Raw genomic sequence first — 21698 nt, 5'->3', positions numbered from 1 at the left:
TGACACCCTCAGACCTGCCAGAGACGGCAAGGCCGGCGGCCACTCCCAGGCAACCCCTCTCAAAATGCAGCTCCACCTTGACGCCGGTTTCGGTTATGATTTCCACCCGTCCGAGGAGAGCCCGCATGCGTCTGCCCACATTCATCCTCGCCCTTGCCGTGTCGGCGCTCGCAGCCCTGCCCGCATCGGCCGAGACCTACAAGACGCCGAAGGCGCTGCTCAAGGCGCTCTACAGTTACAACACCGACAACAGCGATGCCGAGGCGCCCTCGCCTTATTCGATCTTCTTCTCCGACCATCTGAACGAGCTCCTCCAGACCGACCTCGACAACACGCCCGATGGCGATGTCGGCGCGATCGACTTCGATCCCGTCATATCAGGCCAGGACGGCAGGGCGAGCGACGTCAGGATCGGCCAGCCGATCCTGCTGGATGATAAGGCCGAGGTGGAGGTTCAGTTCGAAAACGGCGAAGAGGTGACGCTCTTCTACACGCTGGTGCGGCAGCATGGTGGCTGGAAGGTCGACGATATCGCCAATCAGAAAGGGGAAACTCCGTGGACCCTGAGCGCGTTGCTGGGTGATGCGCAGTAGGCGATGGCCATAGGCCTCAAGTTCAGCCCTCATGGTGAGGAGGAACCAAGAGGGCGGGCGTGGAAACTTCCGATACAATTTCGCATGCCCCGCCTCCAAAATCGAAGGCAATGGCGCCGGTGGCAGCCCCGCCCTTCGAGGCTTCAGCCTTCGGCTTCCGCACCTCACGATGAGGGCTGATTGGTGTACCGACGCAGCAGGCGCCGCCCACGACACAATCCACACCGGCCGCCGAATCTGCCTTTCATCCCGTTTCGGCACGGAATCCCGCTATGACACATCAATACAAGGAACCGCTAACTCTCCGTCAAGTATCTGAATCTTCGGCATTTCCTGCCATCGATGCGGGCATGCCAAAAGAATCCCGCTTGCTTTTTGCCCGAAAAGCTGGCACCAATTCACCTACTCGGGCATTTGCATGCCGGTGACTGGACTGATGTGGTAATCCCTTCCGTTTGGAAGGCGGCGCGGGACTACCCGCCTACGTAGACGTTCTTTCCCCGTACGTGACTTCTCCGACTGACCCTTCGTCCCAATCGATCGGGGCGAAAGCTAAAGCCGTCCGCTTCCTCTCGGGGGCGCGGATACTACACCGACTAAGGGAAAAGGACGATCCCAATGGCCACCAAGGGCACCGTAAAATTCTTCAACCAGGACAAGGGTTTTGGTTTCATCACGCCGGACGGCGGCGCAAAGGACGTTTTCGTCCATATCTCTGCGCTGCAGGCTTCTGGCATCCAGTCGCTGCGCGAAGGCCAGCAGGTTACCTTCGACACCGAGCCGGACCGCATGGGCAAGGGCCCGAAGGCCGTCAACATCTCGGCTTCGTAAGTCAGACTTCCGCTTCGGCGGCCTGAACGGCGCTCCGCAAGGGGCGCCGTTTCTGTTTGCAGCGTGAACGTCATTTGTCGATCGCACCGCCGGATGGTATATGCGCGCTGTGGAAATGATCCCGCCCCCGCGGCGGTGCGGCGCCCTTGCGGCACCCAGAGAACAACGAATTATGGAACGTCGATGATGCAGAAGAGCCCGATTTTCGCGGTCGCCCCGATGATCGACTGGACGGATCGGCATTGCCGTTATTTCCACCGCCAGATCAGCCGGCAGGCGCTGCTCTATACCGAGATGGTGGTGGCCGATGCGATCATCCACGGTCCGCGCGACCGATTGCTCGGCCATGACGCAGCCGAGCATCCGCTGGCCCTGCAGCTCGGCGGATCGGATCCGGCCAAGCTTGCCGAGGCGGTGAGGATATCGGAAGCCTACGGCTACGACGAGATCAACCTCAATGTCGGCTGCCCCTCCGACCGGGTGCAGTCTGGCACCTTCGGTGCCTGCCTGATGCTGACGCCGGAGACGGTGGCCGAATGCATCGCGGCGATGAAGAGGGTTGCGACCGTGCCGGTGACCGTGAAATGCCGCATCGGCGTCGACGAGCAGGAGCCGGAACAGGCACTGCCGGCGCTCATCACCCGCGTTCTCGATGCCGGCGCCGACGCGATCTGGATCCATGCCCGCAAAGCCTGGCTGAAGGGCCTGAGCCCGAAGGAAAACCGGGAAATCCCGCCGCTCGACTACGAGATCGTCTATCGGATGAAACAGCGCTGGCCGGATGTCTTCATCGGTATCAACGGCGGCATCCGCACGCTTGATGAAGCCGCCACCCACCTCGCCCATGTCGACGGCGTCATGCTGGGCCGCGCCGCCTATCAGAATGCGGCGATTCTTTCCGAAATCGACCAGCGCTTCTTCGGCGCCCCCGCGGGAGAGCCGGACTGGGAAGGCCTGCGCGACCGAATGATGGCCTATGCCGAACGCCATATCGCCAGCGGCGGCCGGCTGCAGCACGTGGCCCGCCACATGGTCGGCCTCTTCACCGGCCTGCCCGGCGCCAGGCGCTACCGTCAGATCCTGTCGACCGATGCAGCCAAAAGCGGCGCCGGGCCGGAGGTGCTGGCAGCTGCCTTTGCGGCTGTCGATTTTTCAGGGACGCAGCAGGAGGCGGTCAGCGCCTGACGTGGCGTGACGTTTTCATCAGGACGTCCGCGCCATCGGCAGCAAGGTCTTCTTCTCGACCCGCGCAGCCACCGAGAACACCAGGATCTCCGTCTCCTTGCCGATCCTGCTGCCGTCCATCAATCGGACGATATCGTCGACGCCGCCGACCGGGCTGGCGTCGATGGCGAGAATGTAATCGCCCTCCTGCAGCCCGCCCTTTGCCGCCGGCCCTTCCGGCTCGACGCGGCGGATGCGGACGGAGGTCGTCTGCGCCGTGCCCGCTGCAAGCGCCACCCGGCGCGGCAGCACGATCGTATCGCCAGAAATGCCGATGAAGGCGCGCCTGACCTGACCGTGGCGGAGAATCTCCGACACGACGAAATTGGCGGTATTCGACGCCACCGCAAAGGCGATGCTCTGCGCGCCTTGGATGACGGCGGTGTTGACGCCGATCACCTCCCCGTTGGAAGACACCAGCGGCCCGCCTGAGTTGCCGGGATTGAGCGCCGCATCGGTCTGGATGACATCCTCTATCAGCCGGCCGCTGGCTGCCCGCATCGACCGGCCGAGCGCCGAGACGATGCCGGCGGTGACAGTCCATTCGAAACCGAGCGGGTTTCCGATCGCGATGGCAATATGACCCCGGCGCAGGCGCTGGGAATCTCCGAGCTTCGCCCAGGCGCCAGTGCTTGTATTGGCGCGAATGAGGGCGATATCGGTATCGATATCACGGCCGAGCACGCGGCCCTCGGTGACGAAGCCATCGGGCGTGGTGATGCGAACGACCTTGGCGTCGTCGACGACATGGCTGTTGGTGATAATCAAGCCGTCGGGCGAGACGGCGAAGCCCGACCCGTGCCCCTGCCGGCTGCCGGCCCTCTCGATCCGGCTGACGGCGGGGCCGACCGTGTCGACTGCTGCTGCGATCGATTGCGAATAGCCATCGATCAGCGCCCCGTCATTCTGAGGCGCTATCTCCTTGTCCATGTAACCCATGATTTGATCCTCAGGCACCACCGCCCGGCGCCGACGAAGCGGTCTCGGTTGGACGGTTGCCATTGTGCTGTTGTTGAGGATTAGATGGTTGGGCGTAAACCGGCGTTCAAGTGAGCACGGGCGGCCTGCAATTGCGGCGCAATGCAGAGAACGCGAACACAGCTACCCGGACAGATATATTGAACCACCCGAAGAGATATCTTGAACGAACGGCAAAAAATTGGCTCATTGCGGCTGCCTTCGCAACCACGCTCGCCGTCTTGCCAATTCTGCCGGCAGCGAAGCAAACGTCCAGCCGCATTAATCCGATCCAATCCAACCAAGGGAGCATGACATGAGCAAAGTCACGACCAAGGACGGCGTCGAGATTTTCTACAAGGATTGGGGGCCGAAGACCGCCCAGCCAATCATGTTCCATCACGGCTGGCCGCTCTGCTCCGACGACTGGGACGCCCAGATGCTGTTCTTCCTCGATAAGGGTTACCGGGTCGTCGCCCATGACAGGCGCGGCCATGGCCGCTCCACCCAGGTGGGCGACGGTCACGACATGGACCATTACGCCGCCGACGCCGCAGCCGTCGTCGAGCATCTCGATCTCAGGAACGCCGTCCATATCGGCCACTCCACCGGCGGTGGTGAAGCAACCCATTATGTCGCCCGCCATGGCCAGCCGCAGGGCCGCGTCGCCAAGCTCGTCATCATCGGCGCCGTGCCGCCGATCATGGTGAAAACGGCTGCTAATCCCGGCGGCCTGCCGATCGAGGTCTTCGATGATCTGCGCAAGCAGCTCGCCGCCAATCGTTCGCAATTCTACCGTGACCTGCCGGCCGGCCCGTTCTACAGCTTCAACCGGCCGGGTGCGAAAGTATCGGAGCCAGTTATCGACAATTGGTGGCGTCAGGGCATGATCGGCGGCGCCAAGGCCCATTACGACGGCATCAAGGCCTTTTCGGAAACCGATTTCACCGAAGACCTGAAGATGATCAACCTGCCGACCTTCGTCATGCACGGGGACGATGATCAGATTGTGCCGATCGCCGACTCCGCCCTGCTCTCGTCCAAGCTGCTGCAGAACGCCACGCTGAAGGTCTACGAGAAATTTCCGCACGGCATGTGCACCACTCATGCCGACATCATCAATCCCGACATCCTCGCCTTCATCAAGGGCTGACCGATCAATCCGCCGGGCGCCGATCAGGTACCCGGCGGCCGGCATGACCACACGGCGAAATCATCATTCGCCGGCTGCAACAACGGGCCGCCGCCCGATCAGGCCGATCGATTGATGGCAGGTTACGCATTTTCGCATGAAACCGTTTTCGCCGATTTGCGTTTAGCGGCCATGACAAGAGAACGTGAACCCTCATCAAAGGCTTACCGACAGGATCGTTTCGAAAACACCGAGCGAGCCGCCAAGGAAACCATCGAGGCGGAGCAGCGGGCCCGCCGGGAGAAAACCAAGCGGCTGAAAGAACTGCGCCTGTCTAAGCAAAGCGGCAAGGATCCCGCACCCGGGTAGACCTCCTCACGCGCGCCGCCCGTCGGGCCGACGCCCCATCGGTCTCATATCCAGCCGCGCCGCCCTCACCCCAATCTTTCCTGGCGTGCGCGCGCGCGCCGAATTGTTTTTGAACATCGGACGTTCGCCCATCTTGCAGAGCAAAGATCGCGAAATTATCTTTTTTTCACTGATAGCGATTCACCGCATCGAAAAGGGCAGATTGCGATGTCAGACAAGCTGTTCAGCACGCGTGACGAACCGCTCGCCTCCGAAGATCTCGACGTGTGCAGGCGTGTCCATGAAGCGCTGTGTAGCGAGCTCCAGATTGATCGATCAGGCGAGCAAGCCGCCCGTCTTGGCGCCCTTATCATCGAGCTTTACCGGCAAGGCGTGCATGACGAGAACCAGCTTCGATTGCTGGCTGGCGGAAGGTGAGGCTGACCGGGCGCGTCAGGCGATGCCCGGCCTCCCCTTCTTCTCCGCGCCCCTGACCTTCCGCGTCACGGTCGGGATAGGGACGGACGTTTTCCAATGATCGGCGCGATCAGAGGCCGGTGGTTTCCGTGCTCGTCGGCGCCGAGGTTTCGGTCGGATCGATGGCCGGCGTGGATTCGGTCGTTCCCGAGACCTCTTCCGTGCTGCCCGTGTCGGCTTCCGGCGTCTCCGCAGTCACCGCAGGATCTGTCGTCTCGCCGCCCTCGGCCGTATCGCTGGTCTCGGTTTCGGTTCCGTCTGCAGGGGTTTCCGCCGCCGGAGCCTGCGCCGCCAAGGCCTCCCGCATCTGGTCAATCGTGCCAACCGCCGGGCCGACGCCCAGCGTATCCTTTGCCCAGCTGAGGGCCTCAGGGCTGACCGTGCCGGTCTTGGTGGCGGTAGCGAGCGCGGCCGCCAGCGCCGCGTCGCCAAGAGCGGGATCGTCGGCCGACGGGGCAACGCCGTTGGCCAGTTCGTACTGCGCATAGGCGGTAGCGAATGCCGAGATCGCCGACATGCGCGGATCCGCCGTGTTCATCAGCGCATGGAAGTTGCGTTTGAGCGAATTGAGACCGGCGAGCTCGGCCGCTGGCTTCTTCGCCGGCTTTGCCGCAGGCACCGAGGCGATGGTCGTCTTCTTGGCCGAGCCCTTCGTGCTGACGGTCTGCTTGGCAGACTTCGCCCTGCCGGCCTGGCCGGTCTGGACCGCTTTGCCGGCGCCCTTGGCGCTGCGGCCGTTCTCGGTCTTGCCGCTGGAGTGCGTGCTGCTCTTTCCGCTGCCGCCGCTGTTACTGCCGCCACCGCCATGGCTTCCGCCGCTGTTGCCGCTGCCGCTGCCGCCGCCATGGCCGCCGCCGTTGCCTCCTCCTCCGCCGCCGCCGTTACCGCCGCCGCCTCCGTTGCCGCCCTTGGCGAACGCCGGCGAGAGATCGGTAGATAGAATGGTGAGAGGTGAAAGCGCCACTGTCGTGGAGAGACAGAGAACGCCGAGAAGCCTGGAGAGCCGCATGATAATCCTTCCGCACTGGAGTGCTGTTGCAGCAGGATTGAACCAGCAGTCTCATAAAGATCTAATTGAGCATCTGCTTTCAATTTGAACTTCCTGCCGAATATTTCGGCGAGAAATGCCTCCACCATTCCCAGAATGAACTAAATCCCTTCCCTTGCGTTATCCGCTCGATACATCCGTTTACCCAAGGTGAGTGAAATGAACAAATTCGCCATCATTGCCCTGTCGATAGCGACGGCCTTCTCGGGAATGCCGGCATCGGCAGGCCCCGTCTTTGTGCCGAGCCCGGCGCAGCAGGCGGCCGCGCAGCCAGTCCCCGGAGGTGGCGAGGCCAGGATCATTACCGTCGGCTGCAATAACTTCACGAACTGCCCTGGCCAGTTTGGTAACAATGACGACTGGTACCGCAAACGCCACCACTACCGCGACCGCAGCTACTATCGGGACCGCGACTACTATCGCGGCGACCGCTACGGCCGGCGCTATGGTCACCGCTACCATCATGACAATACCGGCGCCATCATCGGCGGCCTGGCGGCCGGCGCCCTGATCGGCGGCATCATCGCCTCGCAGCCGCGCGCCTACCGTTCCACCGGCTACAGCTCGCACGCCGAATATTGCTACAGCCGCTATCGGTCGTACCGCGCCTACGACAACACCTACCAGCCGAACTACGGCCCTCGCCGCCAGTGCCGGTAAACTGATCCACCAGCATCAAGCCTCGCATGACGATGCGGGGCTTTTTGATGTGGCACGGGGAAACGGTTGCGCCACCGGCAATGCCCATGCCCCCAAACAACTCGTTTCGCTTCTCAATGGCCCTCAATCATGCTTGTCTGCGGCTCTCGGCCGCGCGGATCGAACCTGCTAAATTGCCCCGCCGCCTGATATTGCGTGGGTGATCGATGACATCTGGAGATAGAGCAAGGGCCGTCGGCCATGTCGTCCTGCTTGGGCCGGATCTTGAAAACCTGTCGGGCTTCGAAGCGGCACTCGCCGCCGGCTGGTCCCCCGATCCGCGCCGGGCCGGCGACCAAGCCTATATTTTCGGCGAACTCCAGCGGCTACGTCAGGACAGATCAGGGTTTCTCGACGGCCTCGTTTCTGATGGCGAGCGGCACACCGGGTTGAAACCACCGCCGCTGATCACCCGTCTGTTCTGGATCTGGGACAGGGAATTCTGCGGCAGCATCAGCCTGCGTTTTCAAGCAGGGACTGAGGAGTTGCCGCCCGCGGTCTCGGGCCATGTGGGCTACTCGGTCGTGCCATGGAAGCAACGCAAGGGATATGCAACCACCGCCCTGAAACTGCTTTTGATAATAGCAGCAAAGGAAGGTCTCGACCGCCTCGTCATTCTTTGCAACGAGGACAACCATGCCTCCCGGCGGGTGATCGAGAGCAATGGCGGCGAATTCTTCCGGCGCGGCCCGCATCCCTCGGACAGGCCAGGTCAGATCAAACTGTATTTCTGGTTGAGGCCCGGAGCCGCCGGCTGAATGCGCGACGGATCTTTAACGGACGGAGCACAAGCCTTGCCGCCTTTGCTCCGTCCGTCGCGTCAGCCTGGGGCGGGCTGGGTGCTGTCACAGCAGCTGCCGGCACCGCCGCGCATCCTCTCAGTAGGTGGCGGCCGGTTTCGGCTTCTTCTCGGTCCATTGCGGCGGCGCACCGTATTTGGCGGCCACCGCCCCCATCAATCCGGGCGACCGGCCGAAGGCATCGCAGGCGGCGTATTTCGGTTTTCCGCCGAGCCAGGATTTCATCCGCTGGCCGGAAGGAAGCGAAAGATCCAGCCCCTTCGGCTCCTTGCGTGCGATCAGCATGCGGGAAAATTCGCTGCTGAACTTCGACGCCAGGCTATAGGCGTCGCCCACTTCGGAAACGCGCGGCTCGTTCTGCAGCGAGTTTGCCCCGCGCGACCAGACGATCGCCGCCCGCTGCACGCCACCGCGGTCGACGGCTTCCGCCTCGACCGCCAGTCCGCCGAGGCCTGCCGGCAAGCGCGGCACGCCGACCGGGAGCGCGAAGCCGCTGCCGACGGTCACGACCGTGGAAACGCCGGCCATTGCCTTGTTGGTCGGCACGATGTCGGTGACGACCGAGCGGATCGTCAGGTCGGCGGGCTCGCCCGGCGCCACTATCCGGTATCTATCGCTGAGCGAGATGCAGAGCGCCCGATCGAGCGCATTCGACACCATCACGCGGTCGGCCGGTGATTTGATCCGGGTCGCGGCGCTGAAGGCAAAGGTCGTCGGGGCGATGGCGACCGTCTTCGCCGGCGCAAGACCCGCCCCGTCGACATAGATGCGCGACTTCTGAAGCTTGCCCTTGGGCGGGCCGAGATTGGAATAGGAAGAAAGAGTGCCCGCTTGCTTCAGCGGCACTGTGCTGCATCCTGCCGCAGCCGCCGCAAGCGCCAGCGGCAGGGCAAGGGATAAAAACTTGGAAATCCGCTTTGAAAAGGATGAAGTGAATGGATTGCTGCGCACTCTGTCTGGCCTCCATCGCCGATAGCGCACAACTCCGAAATCGAGATCGATTTCGGAAAGGATTATGCGCAGTTTAAAGTGCTAGAGCGTCCTTAGCGCGTCTGTCGGATGCGCGGCGCTCTAGTTCAGGCAAAAGTGGCGGCCGAGAATTGCCGCAGCATTACATCGTTTCCGGCAGCGTCGGCTGCCGGAAACAACCCGCGTCATCAAAGCCGGATCGCCACCTCAGTGCCGGCTTCGCCGCTCTGGATGCTGACTTCACCGCCATGGTTTGCGGCGATCTGTTTGACGAGGCTGAGGCCGAGCCCCGCCCCCGTGCTCTTCGGAGTGACACGATAGAACGGTTCGAACACCAGCTCGCGGTGCTCGGCCGGAATGCCCGGCCCCTCGTCGGCGACGCTGATCCGACCGCCGCCGGAGGCCGACACGGAGACGGTGATCATGCCGCTCCCGCCGCCATGATCGATGGCATTGCGCACGAGGTTGCTCACCGCTCGCGGCAGCGCCGAGGGGCTGCCCTTGCGCTTCAGGCTCTCGACCTCGCTCTGAAACGAGATCTGGTAGCCGGCGCCGATCGCCAGCGGCGCGAGGTCGGCAACGACGGAGCGGGCAATCTCGACGAGATCGACCATCTCATGGAGATCGGTCGCCTGGTCGTTGCGCTCGAAATCGAGCAGTTGTTCGGCCGTCTCCGCCAGCCGCGCGACGTCATCGAGCAATCGCCGACGGTCCTGCCCTTCCGGCGTTCCGTCGATCCGGGTCTGCATGATTGCGATCGGCGTCCTCAACTCGTGCGCCGCATCGATCAGGAAGTGCTGCCGTTTGCGGTACTCGTTCTCCAGCCTGTCGAGCGCCTCGTTGAAGGCGATCACCAGCGGCGCGACCTCCCTCGGAATGCCGTCGAGCGGCAGGCGCGCATCGTAGCGGCGAGCGTCGATTTCCGAGGCCTTGCGGGCAACCTCGCTGACGCTGGCTAGACCGCACCCGACAATCCTGGGAACGGCAAGAAAAACCGCAGGCAAGGCGATGGCAAACAGCGGGAGGTAGATCGGATAAACGGCGCCCATCAGGGTAAGAACCGGCCAGCCCTTGTCGGCAACGCCGCCGAACAGAACCCTGAGTTCGCCGATCCCGGTCTCCACGCTTTCGACCGACGCGATCTCGTCCGTGCCGGCCGATCCCCTGATATCGGCCCCTTCGAACAGGTAGGTCAGACGCGCAAGCTCGCTGTAGGCTGCAGGAATGGTCCCGTAAGACACGAAAGAACCGTTCGTCGTCGCCGCGACATACCAAAGCCCGTCATACTGCCGCTTGAGTGCATCCAGCTCCGGCGTATCCTTTATTTCGAGCCGTCCCTCGTCATCGAGCGCAACGGCCGGAGCCAATGCGGCGGTGACATGGTCCTCCAGCGCGACGTTCGGCGAGAGGATCGTCGCGCCGTAGAAGCAGAGCCCGATGGTAACAGCCGTCACCACGCCGACGAAGACCAGACTGAGCTGCCAGCTGAGCCGCCACCAGAGGGAAGAGTTAGGCTTGCATTTTTCGCCCATCATTCTTCCTTCAGGAGATAGCCGACGCCGCGGATATTGTGGATCGAAACCTCGGCGCCGGCCTCGGCGAGCCGCCTGCGCAGCCGCGAGATGTGCGCATCGAGCGCGTTCGACTGGATTTCCTCTTCGTAGTTGTAGACGGCCGCCTCGAGCGTCGCGCGCAGCACGGTCTTCTCCTTGCGCTTGGCAAGAGCCGCCAGCACCAGCAGCTCGCGCCGGGGCAGATCGAGCGGCGCGTCATCGACGGTTACGCTGAGATGCAAGGGATCGATCACCATCCGCCCGGCGGTGATCTTGAGTTCGGCAAGGTTCGGCGGCCGCCGCAGCACGGCTCTCAGCCGCGCCATCAGCTCCTCCACCAGAAACGGCTTGCCGAGATAGTCGTCGGAGCCGAGATCGAGCCCTTGCACCCGCTCCTTCGGCTCATTCAGCGCCGTCAGCACGATGATCGGCGTATCCTTGCCCGTCCGCCTCAGCTGCGGAATGAAGCTCAGCCCCTCTCCATCGGGCAGGCGCCGGTCGAGCAGGATCGCGTCATAGAGGTTCTGCCGCGTCAGTTCGACGGCATCGGCCAGATGCATCGTGTGGTCGGTGACGATCCCATGTTTGCCGAGCGCTGCCGACAGCGCCTCGGCCAGCTCCCTCTCATCTTCTATCAACAATATCCGCATTGCCCGCCTGCTCTCTCAACTTTCCCACTCTCCGCCACAAGGGTTGCGGCAGCATTGCGGAGCTTGCAAGGCGCCGGTCATGCTGCCGCAATTGTCGAGGTCCAGCACAAAGAATATCCGCAGCATCTGGAGATCGAGATGATCCGACCTATCCTCCATTTCCTAAAGAGACACTTCCTCTCCGCCTTCATCCTCGCGGCGCTGCTCGCAGCCCCGCTGGTGATACTGCACACGCTTGACGGCAAAGCAGGGGTCGAGAGCGGCCTGCTGATGGAGGTCCGATGACCGGGCAAACCTCAGACGGCTACCCGGCTGCCATGCAATAGACCGAGAAGGCCTGAAGATAGGCCTGCACCCTGGAACGGTTCGCCCCCATCTCAACGGCCCGCAACACCTCGGCCGGTTCCAGTTTCATCAGAGGAAGCCGGAGGAAGATATCCTCTGCGAAGCGGTCGGTGATGGTCGCAAGGATCGTGCGCAGACCTGCCAGCATGTCATCGCCCCGATGCGATGCGTGCAGCAGGGCGACGGGCTTGTGGACGATCTGCTCTCCCGACACCAGCCAGTCGATCGCATTTTTTAGGCCGCCGGGGATGGATCGCACATATTCCGGACTGGCAATGATCACCCCGTCACTCCCAGCGATCATTGCGACGAAATCCCGCACCGCCGCCGGCAGAGCTTCCCCCTCGAGATCCGGCGAGAACACCGGCAAACCTCCGACGCCATCGAAGACCGCAATCTCGATCTCACGTGGCGCGACGGCGCTGACAGCCCGCAGCATGGCCGTATTGGTGGAGTTGCGCCGAGCGCTGCCGGATATTGCGAGAATCTTCATGGCCCTAACAGCGATCGATTGATCATGGCTGTCAACGCAAAAGGCTGCGACGCCGCGTCTCGGTTCAGGTCGCAAAGGACGCTGCAGGGCTTTGAATTACGCGATTGAATGATAAGCAAAAGCGACTTTTGCTTGCACTGGCCGAGGCCGGCGTTAGCCTGGGTTCCAATCCTCTCAGCTGCCGAATCGGCGGGAAATACATATGACGGCTTTGATCGAGGCACGGGGCGTCAGCAAGCGCTTCCGGCAGCACAAGAGATTTCCGGGCTTGCTCGGCGCCCTGAAGACGCTGGTGACGAGCGAATATACCGAAGTTGTGGCCGTTTCCGACATTGATTTCGAGGTCGCTGCCGGCGAAGCCGTGGGTTATCTCGGCCCCAACGGCGCCGGTAAATCCACGATGATCAAGATGATGACCGGCATCCTGGTGCCGAGCGCCGGCACGCTCTCGGTGCTCGGCCGCACGCCGCATCTCAAGCGGATGGACAATGCACGCGAAATCGGCGTCGTCTTCGGCCAGCGCAGCCAGCTGTGGTGGGATCTGCCGCTGGTCGACAGTTTTACCTTGCACCAGCGCATCTATGATATCCCGCCCGCCCGCTATGCGGACAATCTAAGGCGCTTCAGCGAATTGCTCGACCTCACGCCTTTTCTCGGCCGCGCGGTGCGCCAGCTCAGCCTCGGCCAGCGCATGCGCGCCGAGATCGTCATGTCGCTGCTGCACGATCCGAAGATCCTGTTCCTGGACGAACCGACGATCGGGCTCGACGTGGTCGCCAAGGATGCCGTGCGGCGGTTTCTCGCCGAGATAAACCGCGAGCGCGGCGTCACCATCATCCTCACCACCCATGACCTGCAGGACATCGAAACCATCTGCCCGCGGCTGATCATGGTAGATCATTCGAGACTGATCTTCGACGGCGAGTTGAGGAGCCTGCGCACGGCTTTGGGCTCGGCCCGGCGGCTGACCCTCGAATTTGCCAGCGACCCCGGGCCGCTGCCGCTCAGCACGGCTTCGCTCGTCAGCGACGAGGGTCTGCGCAAGAATTATCTGATCGAACGCGAAGACGTGTCGCTGGTCAGGATCCTGTCGGAGGTGGGAAGCGACCGCGGCCTCAAGGATGTGGCGCTGCACGAGCCCGACATCGAAGAGGTCATCCGCACATTCTACCAGGGCCGCAACGCCAGGGCGCGGGCGTCGTGAGCGCTTATTCCGCCTTCGCACGCAGCGCTTTCCATGCCCAGCTGGCCTACCGCAACGAGGTCTGGGCCAACATCTTCGGCAAACTCGTGCAAGTCTTCGCCCGCGTCGCGATCTGGCAGGCAGCCTATGCCGGCGTCGGTGCAGCGGTGGTCGACGGCGTCTCGCTGCAGCAGATGGTGACCTATGCCTTGCTCGGCGGCGCGGTGATGGGTGCCACCCGCCCCGAGAGGATCATCAGCGAGATCGGCCGGTCGCTGAAGACGGGGGACGTCGCCGTCTGGTTGCTGAAGCCCATCTTCTATCCGCTCTACATCTTCACCAATGAATGCGGCAGTTTCGGCTACCGCCTGATGACGCAGGTCATCCCGACCGTCGCCGTCACAGCCATGTTCTACGGCATGCTGCCGCCGGCAAGCCTGTTCGACGGCGCCATGTTCATCGCCTTCTGGGCGCTTTCCTTCATCCTGCTGTCCCTGATGTCGATGTTCTGCGGCCTCATCGCCTTCTGGCTGATGACGAGCTTCTCGCTCGACTGGATCCTCGGCGCCCTGCTGCAATTGTTCTCCGGCCTGCTGGTGCCCTTCTGGTTTTTCCCCGAGCCGCTGGCGACGATCGCCCGCCACCTGCCCTTCGCCTGGGTGGTCTATTACCCCAATGCCGTCTATCTCGGCCGGCTTTCGGCTGCCGACACCTGGTTTCATCTCGGCCTCGGTCTCGGCTGGGCCGGATTGTTCCTCTTCGGCGTTCTTTGGCTCTGGCGCTCAGCCTCGACCCGCATCACCGTGCAGGGAGGCTGACCATGTTGCTTCATCACCTCCGCGTCATTCCGCTGCTGGTGCGCATGTATATCCGGTCGCAGATGGAATATCGCGGCGCCTTCTGGCTCGATCGCCTTGCACAGATCCTCTCCTATGGCAGCGTCTTCGCCACCATCGGCATCCTGCTTGCCCGCTTCGATAGGTTGGGAGGCTGGAGCTGGCCGGAACTGGCGCTGCTCTACAGCTTCCAGCTGCTGGCCTATTCCCTCGGTGCTGCGATGAGCTTCACGCAGCTGCGCGATCTCGAGGAACTGGTGCGTCTCGGCACTTACGATGCGCTGCTGGTCAAGCCGTTCAGTCCCTGGGTCTATCTGATCTTTTCCGGTCTCAATATCGGCTATGCCGGCCACATCATCCTTGCCGTGCCGCTGCTCGGCTGGGCGGTTTTCTCGGTCGATTTCGCCTGGTCGGTCCCTTCAGCTCTCTTCCTCGCCGCCGCACTTTTCAGCGCCACGCTGCTGACCGCCGCCCTGATCACCATGATCGGCGCCACCGCGCTGATCTGGGTGCGCTCCAACCATCTGTTCTCGATCTTCTTCGGCTTCTGGGAGCTGATGCGCTACCCTCTCAACATTTTTCCCGGCAGCATCCAGATCACCCTCCTCACTGCCGTTCCGCTGGCGCTGACCAGTTCGGTCCCCGTCGCCGCCCTGCTCGGCAAACCCGTCCCGATCCTTGGCGACTTGGCCGGCCCAGCGGCTCTGGCAGCCGGCCCGGTCTGGGTGCTGATCGCAATGGCGTACTGGCGCTACGCCACCGGCAAATACCAGGGTGCCGGCGGCTGATCGGGCCGGCTGAGTTTTCTCGATATCAGGATGCCGGCGCCGACGATTTCGCGCGAACTTCGAGGAACGCCGCCGTCAGCTTGGCCAGCACGGCCGAGGTGCGCGTGCCGTTGGCTCCGCCGATCGGATCGACGATATGGATTTGCCGGAGATCCTCCATGAATGCGTCCCAGAGCGGCGGCCCGCCTTCTTCGAGAAGCTGCGCGCGGATGCTCAGTTCCTCGCTGACAGGCAGATGGCGCCGCCCCCAGGCGCCGATCATCGCGAAGACGGGAACGAGCTGGATCGCCGGCTCCGCCAGGCTGTAGATCGCTTTTTGGCTATGGCTCGGATCATCCCGCTTGCTGATGAATTCGAGCGAGAGCAGCCGCTTCAACCTGGCGGCCAGGATGTTGGAGGCGATCCCCTCCTCCGAATGGGTCAGAAGATCGCGGAAATGGCGGCGGTTGCCGAACATGATGTCGCGGATGATAATGAGGCTCCACCGGTCGCCCAGCACCTCCATCGTCAGGTTGATCGGGCAGCCCGAGCGCCGTTCGATATCCACCAAGCATCTCCATCAAAAACTGGTTGCAATATAGGAGCACTTATGCGACAAAGCAACCAGTTTCATTTTGAAATCAGATGGAGGAAAGCATGTCCAAAGTGCGTGTCGCAGGGTTTTCCGTGTCCGTGGATGGTTTCGGCGCGGGTCCGGAACAAAGCATGCAAGATCCGCTCGGCAAGCGGGGGCCGGAGATGTTCCAATGGTTTTTCCATACCCGCACTTTCCGCGCCATGCAGGGAAAGGACGACGGTTCGCAAGGGATCGACGAGGATTATGCCGCCCGCGGCATGGCCAATTTCGGCGCCTTCATTCTTGGGCGCAACATGTTCGGCCCGATCCGCGGCGATTGGCCGGATGATGCCTGGAAGGGCTGGTGGGGGCCGAATCCGCCATACCACGCACCAACCTTCATCCTGACGCACTATCCCCGCGAACCGATCGTCATGGAAGGCGGCACGACCTTTTTCTTCGTCACCGGCGGTATCGAGGAGGCGCTCGCCAAGGCGAAGGCCGCGGCCGGCGGCAGGGACGTGAAGATCGGCGGCGGGGTCAGCACCGTCCGCCAATATCTGCAGGCCGGCCTGATCGACGAACTGCATTTCGCCGCCTCGCCCGTCGTGCTCGGCAAGGGAGAAGCGATGTTCGCTGGCATTGACCTGCCGGCCCTCGGCTTCCGCGTCGCCGAGCATGTCGCCACCGAACACGCCACGCATATCGTGCTGGCAAAATAAATCAGCCGCCTGCCGCGGGATGTTGGCGGCGGCAACGGGATGAAGACCGGGAAGCGCGGGCAACAGGGCTTGCGCCGAACCCGGATAAATAGCGGTGGTGTTGCGAGGGAATGAGCGTAAAGTGAATGCCATCGGCCCATCGGCATCGGCACGACCGCTTGAGAGGCCATAGTGCTCTTGCCGCTTTACGGAGGGCGCGACCATGCTATCGCTCATCTCACTCAACGATGATGAAATAACGATCGTCACCGACGCCGTCCGGCAATGGTGCTGCGAGAGGAAGCTCGACATCGACAGCATCGAAGGGCGCCGCGCCGTCACTATTGCCGTCGATCTCGTCCAGCTGAACACGCACCGCGACAGGCTTTTCGCCGAACTGTCGAAGCAGTTGGACCACCAATAAGACCTGACATCGATCCCTCGGAGCCAACGCACCAGCCGCACTTGGCGGCTGCTTCGAGACGTCTTGCGGATCACCATCCCCTCGCCTATGGATGGCAACGTCCCGCAAGGCCTCTCCCCATGTTCCGTTTTGCTCTTCACATCTTTATGGTTCTCATTCTGACGCTGCTCACGCAGATCGGCGGCGTCGCCTATCTCATCGCCCTCACCGCGTCCCGCGCCTGGGGCATCCGCCGCTTTCCGGCAAAACTTGCCATCTTGCTGCTTTGTTATGCCGGTGCGACATTTGCCGCGAGCCTCGCAGCCCCGATGTTCGGCCGGGTTCCCCTTTCCTGCATATCAGGCGCCACCGACAGGCTCGTGGTCCGCTCCCCGATCTACTGCCTGCTGAACCGCAACTATGTCACGCCTGACCTGCGCGATCTGGCAAAGGCGCTTGCCGCCCACATGGACGCAAAATTTCCCGGAACCGTCACCGTGGCGCTGGATGCGAATTTCCCCTTCGTGGACGGCTTTCCGCTGCTTCCGCATCTGTCGCATGCGGACGGCAAAAAGCTCGACTTCGCCTATTATTACAAGAATGCCGACGGCGCCTTCCTGAATGGCGCCACCCGCTCCCCGATCGGTTATTTCGCCTTCGAAGAGCCGGCGCCGGGCGACGAACTGCCATGCGAGGGGCGCCACGACTGGCTGACCACGCGCTGGGATTTCGACGCGCTGCAGCCATTGTTTCCGGCCTATGGCATCGAGGAGCAGCGCACATCGGCCGCGGTCGCCTGGCTGACCAGCGAAGGCGTGGCGCGCTTCGGCCTGCAGAAAATCTTCATCGAGCCGCATCTGAAGAACGCGCTTGGCATTACCGACAGCCATGTCCGCTTCCAGGGCTGCCGCGCCGCCCGCCACGACGACCATATCCATATCCAGGTCGAGTGAGCATTAGCTGCAAGGATTGCGAAAACGCTATTGGCAGAAGAGAGTGGGGAGTTGCTCCGTATGAATATCTTCATTCTGCTGATCGGTTTTCCAGGCGTCGGCAAACTCGCGATCGCCAAAGAATTAAGTCTGCTTTTCCCCGCAAAGATTATCGACAATCACTGGTTCAACAACCCGATACTGCGCCTCCTGGATGACGATGGGACGTCTCCCCTCCCGGAAGGAATATGGGAATACACCGGAAGAGTTCGGCAAGCCGTCTTGGATGCGATCGTGGCCTATAGCGCCCCCTCGGCTAACTTCATCTTCACGCATGCCGGCATTGAAGGCGATCAGCGAAGCATCCGCACGTTTCAGCAAATTGCTGCAGCAGCTCAACAGCGCCAGGCCTTGCTCGTCCCCGTCCGGCTGCTCTGCGACGAAGACGAACTGGCACGCCGGATTTCCACCCCGGCACGCCGTGTCCACCTGAAATCCATAGATACAGAAGCTTCGAGGAAACGCAGCCGACAAGCTTGCGTTCTCGATCCCCAGCTTCAAAACACCCTCGTCCTGGATGTCACTTTCGCATCACCACAGGAAAGTGCCGCCGCTATTCGAGATCATGTTTTGAACGCCGCAGGCAGTGCTACAGCTGGCCATAGCTTGAAAGCCGATACCGGCAGCGCTTAGGAGCTACAAGATCGCCGGGCCACATCGCACGCCTCGCCAGCGCCTATATTTACCTCATGGAGAACGACTTCGTGACCAGCAAGACGCTCCATCATGACGGGCAGCGATCGATCTAGACTCCACGGCACGCCCCCTCTCCAGCCTCATCCTGAGGCGCCCCGAAGGGGCCTCGAAGGACGGGGCTGGCCACCCGCGGCATACGCCAAGGCCAGGCGCCCCTACCGAACCGGCAACTCGTAGCTCCTCTTCAGCGTTTCCATCGGCACGTCGGTCTTGACGCTGAGGACGCTCGGAATGCGTGTCAGGTGGTCGGCCTGGAAACGCCAATAGCTGTGAAGATCCGCGGTGACGATGCGCAGCACGGCGTCGCACTCGCCCGTCGTCAGGTAGCACTCCATCACCTCGGGAAACCGCCTGACGGCCTCGGCGAAGCGCAGGGTGACCTCGGCATCCTGGGTCTTGAACCACACGCGAGCAAAAACGGTCAGTCCCGCCCCGACCTTTGCCGGGTCCAGCACGGCAACATAGCGATCGATAATCCCGGCCTCTTCCAGGAGCCGCACGCGGCGCAGACAGGGCGAAGGCGACAGCCCCACCTCCTTTGCCAGTTCGACGTTCGAAATGCGTCCGTCGCGCTGGAGCACACGCAGGATATGGCGATCGATCGCATCGAGGACTACCGGCATTTTATAGCTCCAGTCTACTGCACCGTGGCATAATATGCCAAATATTCGCAATTTTGAGGACGCTTCGCAAGCTCATTGCGCGAGATATGACCTATCGTTCCAAGCATCGATGTGGAGATTGGTCGATGACAAGACAGATGGATAAAATCGTGCTCGCTTATTCCGGCGGCTTGGATACCTCGATCATTCTCAAATGGCTGCAGGAGACCTGCGGATGCGAGGTCGTGACCTTCACCGCCGACCTCGGCCAGGGCGAGGAGCTGGAGCCGGCGCGGGCGAAGGCGGCAATGTTGGGGGGCAAGGACATCCGTATCGTCGATCTGCGGGAGGAATTTGTCCGCGACTTCGTCTTTCCGATGCTGCGCGCCAACACGCTTTATGAGGGGCAGTATCTGCTTGGCAGTTCCATCGCCCGGCCGCTGATCGCCAAGCATCTGGTTGCCATAGCCCGGCAGGTCGGCGCGGATGCCGTCGCCCATGGCTCCACAGGCAAAGGCAATGACCAGGTCCGCTTCGAGCTCGCCGTCAATGCCCTCGACCCGTCGATCAAGATCATTGCTCCCTGGCGTCAATGGGACATCCGCTCCCGCATGCAGCTTCTCGACTATGCCGAGATGCATGGGATCCCGGTGCCGAAGGACAAGCACGGCGAAGCGCCCTTCTCGATCGACGCCAACCTCCTGCACACCTCCACCGAAGGCAAGATCCTCGAAAATCCGGCCGAGGCCGCGCCCGAATATGTCTATCAGCGCACGGTCGACCCTATCGATGCTCCCGATACGCCCGAGACCGTCACCATCGGCTTCGAAAGCGGTGACCCGGTGTCCCTGAACGGCGAAGCGATGACGCCGGCCACCTTGCTCACCGCGCTCAACAGCTTCGGCGGCCGGCACGGCATCGGGCGGCTCGATCTCGTCGAAAACCGCTTCATCGGCATGAAATCGCGAGGAGTCTACGAGACGCCGGGAGGAACGATCCTGCTTGCGGCCCATCGCGGCATTGAATCGATCACGCTCGATCGTGCCGCCGCACACCTGAAGGATGAGATCATGCCCCGTTACGCCGAGCTGATCTATAACGGCTTCTGGTTCTCTCCCGAGCGGGAAATGCTGCAGGCTCTGATCGACCGGAGCCAGGACTTCGTCAGCGGCGAAGTGACGCTCAGGCTCTACAAGGGAAGTGCTACGGTCGTCTCCCGCACCTCGCCCTGCTCACTCTATTCCGCCGACCTCGTCACCTTCGAGGAAAGCGCCGTCGCCTATGATCATCACGACGCCGAAGGCTTCATCAGGCTCAACGGATTGCGGCTAAGGAGCTGGGCAGCCCGCAACGGCAGGTAGTGCCCGGCCCCTGCGTCCGCCGGCGCGCCCAAGGTGCACAGCGTGGAATCTAATTTCAACCGATTTTAAAAATCGCCGTCCGAGAGTTAATCGATTTTAATTTTATCATTAAAATTTTCTTGTTGCAGCGCAAAAGAATTTAGACATTAATTTCTTCAGATGCACACTGTGTTCGTTGGAGGAACTCGCATGACCGTGACATTCCCGCTCACCGAGAAGCGCGATGCGGAGGCTTTGCTGAAGCACCTGACGATGCACAAGCTCAGCTGTCCGGGAAACTGTGTCGTCTCGCTCAAGGCCGACGTCGCACAGGTCTCATCCTCTCACACGACGGCACTCGGCACTGCATTTACCGCCTGGTAGGGACCGACTGTTCCCCAAGGCGATACGCGGCCGCGGCGGTTTATAAAAATCATCGAATGCCAGTCGGGCCGTTGCCGCACGTGCAAAAATTCCTATTCTGAGCGCCGCCGGTGGCGATGAAAAACTGAGTCATCCCGGCTATCGCGATAGGAATTTCAGATCACATCATGACCACGCTCAGCCGCCCCGATCTCAGCGATATCAACCATGGCGACTGGGTGGATCGACAATTGCCGGCCGCATGGCGGCCATACACGCGGCTGGCGCGGCTCGATCGCCCGGTCGGAATATGGCTGACGCTCTTCCCCTGCTGGGCCGCCCTCATCCAGGCATCGCACGGTCTGCCGGACCTCGGTGAACTTGGGATCTTCTCTCTCGGCGCCCTGCTGATGAGAAGCGCCGGCTCCACGGTCAACGACATCGCCGATCGGAAGTTTGACGGCCATGTGGAGCGAACGCGCTTCCGGCCGCTTGCAAGCGGAGAGCTTGGCACGCTGCAAGCCTTCGTCTTTCTGGCTGTGGAACTCTTGGCTGCGGCCACGCTTCTGCACTTCCTGACACCCTATACGCGCCTGGTGGCGATATCGGTTCTGCCGCTCGTCTTCCTCTATCCTCTCTGCAAGCGCTTCACCCATTGGCCCCAGGCGGTCCTGGGCGCGGCGTTCAATTGGGGGATGCTGATGGCATGGGCCGAGCTTGCAGGCCATATCCCGGCCGGCGCCGTTCTGATGTGGGCCGGGGCGATCGCCTGGCAGATCGGCTATGATACGGTCTATGCCTATGTCGACGTCAGGGACGACACCCGCCTCGGCTTGAAATCCACGGCGATCCTGTTCGGCCGGCGCGGCAAGATGTGGATCGGCTTGTTCTATGCCCTGGCCGTCGGGGCGTGGTCGCTCGGGGGCTGGCTGCTGGAGATGTCGCCGCCTTATGCGATCGGAATGCTGGTGGTCGCAGCCCACCTTGCCTGGCAGATCCGGCGGATCGACCTCGCCCGCCCCGACCTGAATTATCGCCTGTTCCTCGCCAATATCCTGACGGGCGTGCTGCTGGCCGGCACGGCTTTGTCAGGCACATGGTGAGCAATTTGAGGTGGGA

At 62.2% G+C, this 21698-nt stretch carries 27 protein-coding genes; 19 read left to right on the top strand and 8 right to left on the bottom strand.

The window, feature by feature from the left end; genetic code table 11:
• Positions 1 to 125: 125 nt before the first annotated feature.
• The 3 genes from AF337_RS08450 (at position 126) to dusA (ending at position 2609) form a co-directional block, all read left to right on the top strand.
• Entirely contained in the window at positions 126 to 593 is a 468-nt protein-coding gene (locus tag AF337_RS08450) for a DUF3828 domain-containing protein (RefSeq protein WP_049731776.1), read from the top strand.
• Between the two features lie 618 nt (positions 594 to 1211).
• Positions 1212 to 1424, top strand: coding sequence for a cold-shock protein (locus tag AF337_RS08445; protein ID WP_003540801.1), 213 nt, complete (start codon positions 1212 to 1214; stop codon positions 1422 to 1424).
• Between the two features lie 183 nt (positions 1425 to 1607).
• Positions 1608 to 2609, top strand: a complete 1002-nt coding sequence (gene dusA, locus AF337_RS08440; RefSeq protein ID WP_049731775.1) for a tRNA dihydrouridine(20/20a) synthase DusA — start codon at positions 1608 to 1610, stop codon at positions 2607 to 2609.
• A gap of 18 nt (positions 2610 to 2627) precedes the next feature.
• Here dusA and AF337_RS08435 read toward each other — a convergent pair whose 3' ends face one another.
• Positions 2628 to 3587: a S1C family serine protease gene (locus AF337_RS08435; protein WP_049731774.1), complete on the bottom strand. Its 960-nt coding sequence runs from the start codon at positions 3585 to 3587 to the stop codon at positions 2628 to 2630.
• 334 nt (positions 3588 to 3921) lie between these two features.
• Between AF337_RS08435 and AF337_RS08430 the strand changes: the two genes are divergently transcribed.
• The 3 genes from AF337_RS08430 (at position 3922) to AF337_RS08420 (ending at position 5523) form a co-directional block, all read left to right on the top strand.
• Positions 3922 to 4758: an alpha/beta fold hydrolase gene (locus AF337_RS08430; protein ID WP_049731773.1), complete on the top strand. Its 837-nt coding sequence runs from the start codon at positions 3922 to 3924 to the stop codon at positions 4756 to 4758.
• A gap of 114 nt (positions 4759 to 4872) precedes the next feature.
• Positions 4873 to 5106: a hypothetical protein gene (locus AF337_RS08425; protein WP_049731772.1), complete on the top strand. Its 234-nt coding sequence runs from the start codon at positions 4873 to 4875 to the stop codon at positions 5104 to 5106.
• Between the two features lie 207 nt (positions 5107 to 5313).
• The gene (locus tag AF337_RS08420; RefSeq protein ID WP_049731771.1) at positions 5314 to 5523 is read left to right on the top strand and encodes a hypothetical protein; all 210 of its coding nucleotides are present in this window, start codon (positions 5314 to 5316) and stop codon (positions 5521 to 5523) included.
• Between the two features lie 109 nt (positions 5524 to 5632).
• Here AF337_RS08420 and AF337_RS41920 read toward each other — a convergent pair whose 3' ends face one another.
• Positions 5633 to 6571, bottom strand: a complete 939-nt coding sequence (locus AF337_RS41920) for a hypothetical protein (protein ID WP_049731770.1) — start codon at positions 6569 to 6571, stop codon at positions 5633 to 5635.
• 198 nt (positions 6572 to 6769) lie between these two features.
• Between AF337_RS41920 and AF337_RS08410 the strand changes: the two genes are divergently transcribed.
• Both AF337_RS08410 and AF337_RS08405 read left to right on the top strand, forming a co-directional pair.
• Positions 6770 to 7270, top strand: a complete 501-nt coding sequence (locus AF337_RS08410; protein WP_049731769.1) for a BA14K family protein — start codon at positions 6770 to 6772, stop codon at positions 7268 to 7270.
• A 206-nt stretch (positions 7271 to 7476) separates the two neighbouring features.
• The gene (locus AF337_RS08405; RefSeq protein WP_049731768.1) at positions 7477 to 8067 is read left to right on the top strand and encodes a GNAT family N-acetyltransferase; all 591 of its coding nucleotides are present in this window, start codon (positions 7477 to 7479) and stop codon (positions 8065 to 8067) included.
• Between the two features lie 120 nt (positions 8068 to 8187).
• On the opposite strand, the gene AF337_RS08400 is transcribed toward AF337_RS08405, so the two are convergent.
• From AF337_RS08400 to AF337_RS08390, 3 genes are all read right to left on the bottom strand, one after another.
• Entirely contained in the window at positions 8188 to 9090 is a 903-nt protein-coding gene (locus AF337_RS08400; protein WP_049731767.1) for a DUF3313 domain-containing protein, read from the bottom strand.
• Positions 9091 to 9266: 176 nt separating this feature from the next.
• Positions 9267 to 10610, bottom strand: coding sequence for a sensor histidine kinase (locus AF337_RS08395; protein WP_049731766.1), 1344 nt, complete (start codon positions 10608 to 10610; stop codon positions 9267 to 9269).
• Positions 10610 to 11281 carry a response regulator transcription factor gene (locus AF337_RS08390; RefSeq protein WP_049731765.1) on the bottom strand — a complete coding sequence of 224 codons (672 nt, stop codon included), beginning with the start codon at positions 11279 to 11281 and terminating at the stop codon, positions 10610 to 10612. Before AF337_RS08390 ends, AF337_RS08395 begins: the two co-directional genes overlap by 1 nt.
• A gap of 138 nt (positions 11282 to 11419) precedes the next feature.
• Between AF337_RS08390 and AF337_RS43595 the strand changes: the two genes are divergently transcribed.
• On the top strand, positions 11420 to 11566 hold the full coding sequence (locus AF337_RS43595; protein WP_167347734.1) for a hypothetical protein: 147 nt from the start codon (positions 11420 to 11422) through the stop codon (positions 11564 to 11566).
• A gap of 19 nt (positions 11567 to 11585) precedes the next feature.
• On the opposite strand, the gene AF337_RS08380 is transcribed toward AF337_RS43595, so the two are convergent.
• Entirely contained in the window at positions 11586 to 12119 is a 534-nt protein-coding gene (locus tag AF337_RS08380; RefSeq protein WP_049731763.1) for an NADPH-dependent FMN reductase, read from the bottom strand.
• 202 nt (positions 12120 to 12321) lie between these two features.
• Between AF337_RS08380 and AF337_RS08375 the strand changes: the two genes are divergently transcribed.
• From AF337_RS08375 to AF337_RS08365, 3 genes are read left to right on the top strand one after another with little or no spacing between them, the layout of a single operon-like run.
• Entirely contained in the window at positions 12322 to 13323 is a 1002-nt protein-coding gene (locus AF337_RS08375; RefSeq protein ID WP_049731762.1) for an ABC transporter ATP-binding protein, read from the top strand.
• Positions 13320 to 14120, top strand: coding sequence for an ABC transporter permease (locus tag AF337_RS08370; RefSeq protein WP_049731761.1), 801 nt, complete (start codon positions 13320 to 13322; stop codon positions 14118 to 14120). Before AF337_RS08375 ends, AF337_RS08370 begins: the two co-directional genes overlap by 4 nt.
• 2 nt (positions 14121 to 14122) lie before the next feature.
• Positions 14123 to 14926: an ABC transporter permease gene (locus AF337_RS08365; RefSeq protein ID WP_049731760.1), complete on the top strand. Its 804-nt coding sequence runs from the start codon at positions 14123 to 14125 to the stop codon at positions 14924 to 14926.
• Between the two features lie 25 nt (positions 14927 to 14951).
• Here AF337_RS08365 and AF337_RS08360 read toward each other — a convergent pair whose 3' ends face one another.
• Positions 14952 to 15473 carry a winged helix-turn-helix transcriptional regulator gene (locus AF337_RS08360; protein ID WP_049731759.1) on the bottom strand — a complete coding sequence of 174 codons (522 nt, stop codon included), beginning with the start codon at positions 15471 to 15473 and terminating at the stop codon, positions 14952 to 14954.
• 89 nt (positions 15474 to 15562) lie between these two features.
• On the opposite strand from AF337_RS08360, the gene AF337_RS08355 reads away from it, so the two are divergent.
• From AF337_RS08355 to AF337_RS08340, 4 genes are all read left to right on the top strand, one after another.
• Entirely contained in the window at positions 15563 to 16204 is a 642-nt protein-coding gene (locus tag AF337_RS08355; RefSeq protein ID WP_049732033.1) for a dihydrofolate reductase family protein, read from the top strand.
• A 202-nt stretch (positions 16205 to 16406) separates the two neighbouring features.
• Positions 16407 to 16607 carry a hypothetical protein gene (locus AF337_RS08350; RefSeq protein WP_049731758.1) on the top strand — a complete coding sequence of 67 codons (201 nt, stop codon included), beginning with the start codon at positions 16407 to 16409 and terminating at the stop codon, positions 16605 to 16607.
• A gap of 119 nt (positions 16608 to 16726) precedes the next feature.
• A complete protein-coding gene (locus AF337_RS08345) occupies positions 16727 to 17539 on the top strand; it encodes a hypothetical protein (RefSeq protein WP_049731757.1) in 813 nt (270 codons plus the stop codon).
• A 60-nt stretch (positions 17540 to 17599) separates the two neighbouring features.
• Entirely contained in the window at positions 17600 to 18211 is a 612-nt protein-coding gene (locus tag AF337_RS08340) for a DEAD/DEAH box helicase family protein (protein ID WP_049732032.1), read from the top strand.
• 218 nt (positions 18212 to 18429) lie between these two features.
• On the opposite strand, the gene AF337_RS08335 is transcribed toward AF337_RS08340, so the two are convergent.
• Positions 18430 to 18897 (bottom strand): Lrp/AsnC family transcriptional regulator, encoded by a 468-nt coding sequence (locus tag AF337_RS08335; protein WP_049731756.1) that lies wholly within the window; start codon positions 18895 to 18897, stop codon positions 18430 to 18432.
• A 125-nt stretch (positions 18898 to 19022) separates the two neighbouring features.
• Between AF337_RS08335 and AF337_RS08330 the strand changes: the two genes are divergently transcribed.
• The 3 genes from AF337_RS08330 (at position 19023) to ubiA (ending at position 21682) form a co-directional block, all read left to right on the top strand.
• Positions 19023 to 20237 carry an argininosuccinate synthase gene (locus tag AF337_RS08330; RefSeq protein WP_049731755.1) on the top strand — a complete coding sequence of 405 codons (1215 nt, stop codon included), beginning with the start codon at positions 19023 to 19025 and terminating at the stop codon, positions 20235 to 20237.
• 189 nt (positions 20238 to 20426) lie between these two features.
• Positions 20427 to 20600, top strand: coding sequence for a hypothetical protein (locus AF337_RS43590; protein WP_167347732.1), 174 nt, complete (start codon positions 20427 to 20429; stop codon positions 20598 to 20600).
• Positions 20601 to 20767: 167 nt separating this feature from the next.
• Entirely contained in the window at positions 20768 to 21682 is a 915-nt protein-coding gene (ubiA, locus tag AF337_RS08325; RefSeq protein ID WP_049731754.1) for a 4-hydroxybenzoate octaprenyltransferase, read from the top strand.
• The last annotated feature ends 16 nt before the right edge of the window (positions 21683 to 21698 follow it).

It is taken from the genome of Rhizobium ecuadorense (assembly GCF_001187535.1).
GTDB classification, from domain to species: domain Bacteria; phylum Pseudomonadota; class Alphaproteobacteria; order Rhizobiales; family Rhizobiaceae; genus Rhizobium; species Rhizobium ecuadorense.
Note: the sequence above shows the minus strand (reverse complement) of the source record. Positions and strands in the feature narration are given on the sequence as shown.

Excerpts from the sequence above, each read along its gene's own strand:
- AF337_RS08330 (WP_049731755.1), top strand. The coding sequence starts at position 19,023 with ATGACAAGACAGATGGATAAAATCGTGCTCGCTTATTCCGGCGGCTTG.
- AF337_RS08420 (WP_049731771.1), top strand. The coding sequence starts at position 5,314 with ATGTCAGACAAGCTGTTCAGCACGCGTGACGAACCGCTCGCCTCCGAA.
- AF337_RS08365 (WP_049731760.1), top strand. The coding sequence starts at position 14,123 with ATGTTGCTTCATCACCTCCGCGTCATTCCGCTGCTGGTGCGCATGTAT.
- AF337_RS43590 (WP_167347732.1), top strand. The coding sequence starts at position 20,427 with ATGACCGTGACATTCCCGCTCACCGAGAAGCGCGATGCGGAGGCTTTG.
- AF337_RS41920 (WP_049731770.1), bottom strand. The coding sequence starts at position 6,571 with ATGCGGCTCTCCAGGCTTCTCGGCGTTCTCTGTCTCTCCACGACAGTG.
- AF337_RS08380 (WP_049731763.1), bottom strand. The coding sequence starts at position 12,119 with ATGAAGATTCTCGCAATATCCGGCAGCGCTCGGCGCAACTCCACCAAT.
- AF337_RS08390 (WP_049731765.1), bottom strand. The coding sequence starts at position 11,281 with ATGCGGATATTGTTGATAGAAGATGAGAGGGAGCTGGCCGAGGCGCTG.
- AF337_RS08450 (WP_049731776.1), top strand. The coding sequence starts at position 126 with ATGCGTCTGCCCACATTCATCCTCGCCCTTGCCGTGTCGGCGCTCGCA.
- AF337_RS08395 (WP_049731766.1), bottom strand. The coding sequence starts at position 10,610 with ATGGGCGAAAAATGCAAGCCTAACTCTTCCCTCTGGTGGCGGCTCAGC.
- AF337_RS08435 (WP_049731774.1), bottom strand. The coding sequence starts at position 3,587 with ATGGGTTACATGGACAAGGAGATAGCGCCTCAGAATGACGGGGCGCTG.
- AF337_RS08410 (WP_049731769.1), top strand. The coding sequence starts at position 6,770 with ATGAACAAATTCGCCATCATTGCCCTGTCGATAGCGACGGCCTTCTCG.
- dusA (WP_049731775.1), top strand. The coding sequence starts at position 1,608 with ATGATGCAGAAGAGCCCGATTTTCGCGGTCGCCCCGATGATCGACTGG.
- AF337_RS08430 (WP_049731773.1), top strand. The coding sequence starts at position 3,922 with ATGAGCAAAGTCACGACCAAGGACGGCGTCGAGATTTTCTACAAGGAT.
- AF337_RS43595 (WP_167347734.1), top strand. The coding sequence starts at position 11,420 with ATGATCCGACCTATCCTCCATTTCCTAAAGAGACACTTCCTCTCCGCC.
- AF337_RS08350 (WP_049731758.1), top strand. The coding sequence starts at position 16,407 with ATGCTATCGCTCATCTCACTCAACGATGATGAAATAACGATCGTCACC.
- AF337_RS08340 (WP_049732032.1), top strand. The coding sequence starts at position 17,600 with ATGAATATCTTCATTCTGCTGATCGGTTTTCCAGGCGTCGGCAAACTC.
- AF337_RS08335 (WP_049731756.1), bottom strand. The coding sequence starts at position 18,897 with ATGCCGGTAGTCCTCGATGCGATCGATCGCCATATCCTGCGTGTGCTC.
- AF337_RS08405 (WP_049731768.1), top strand. The coding sequence starts at position 7,477 with ATGACATCTGGAGATAGAGCAAGGGCCGTCGGCCATGTCGTCCTGCTT.
- AF337_RS08425 (WP_049731772.1), top strand. The coding sequence starts at position 4,873 with ATGGCAGGTTACGCATTTTCGCATGAAACCGTTTTCGCCGATTTGCGT.
- ubiA (WP_049731754.1), top strand. The coding sequence starts at position 20,768 with ATGACCACGCTCAGCCGCCCCGATCTCAGCGATATCAACCATGGCGAC.
- AF337_RS08345 (WP_049731757.1), top strand. The coding sequence starts at position 16,727 with ATGTTCCGTTTTGCTCTTCACATCTTTATGGTTCTCATTCTGACGCTG.
- AF337_RS08375 (WP_049731762.1), top strand. The coding sequence starts at position 12,322 with ATGACGGCTTTGATCGAGGCACGGGGCGTCAGCAAGCGCTTCCGGCAG.
- AF337_RS08445 (WP_003540801.1), top strand. The coding sequence starts at position 1,212 with ATGGCCACCAAGGGCACCGTAAAATTCTTCAACCAGGACAAGGGTTTT.
- AF337_RS08355 (WP_049732033.1), top strand. The coding sequence starts at position 15,563 with ATGTCCAAAGTGCGTGTCGCAGGGTTTTCCGTGTCCGTGGATGGTTTC.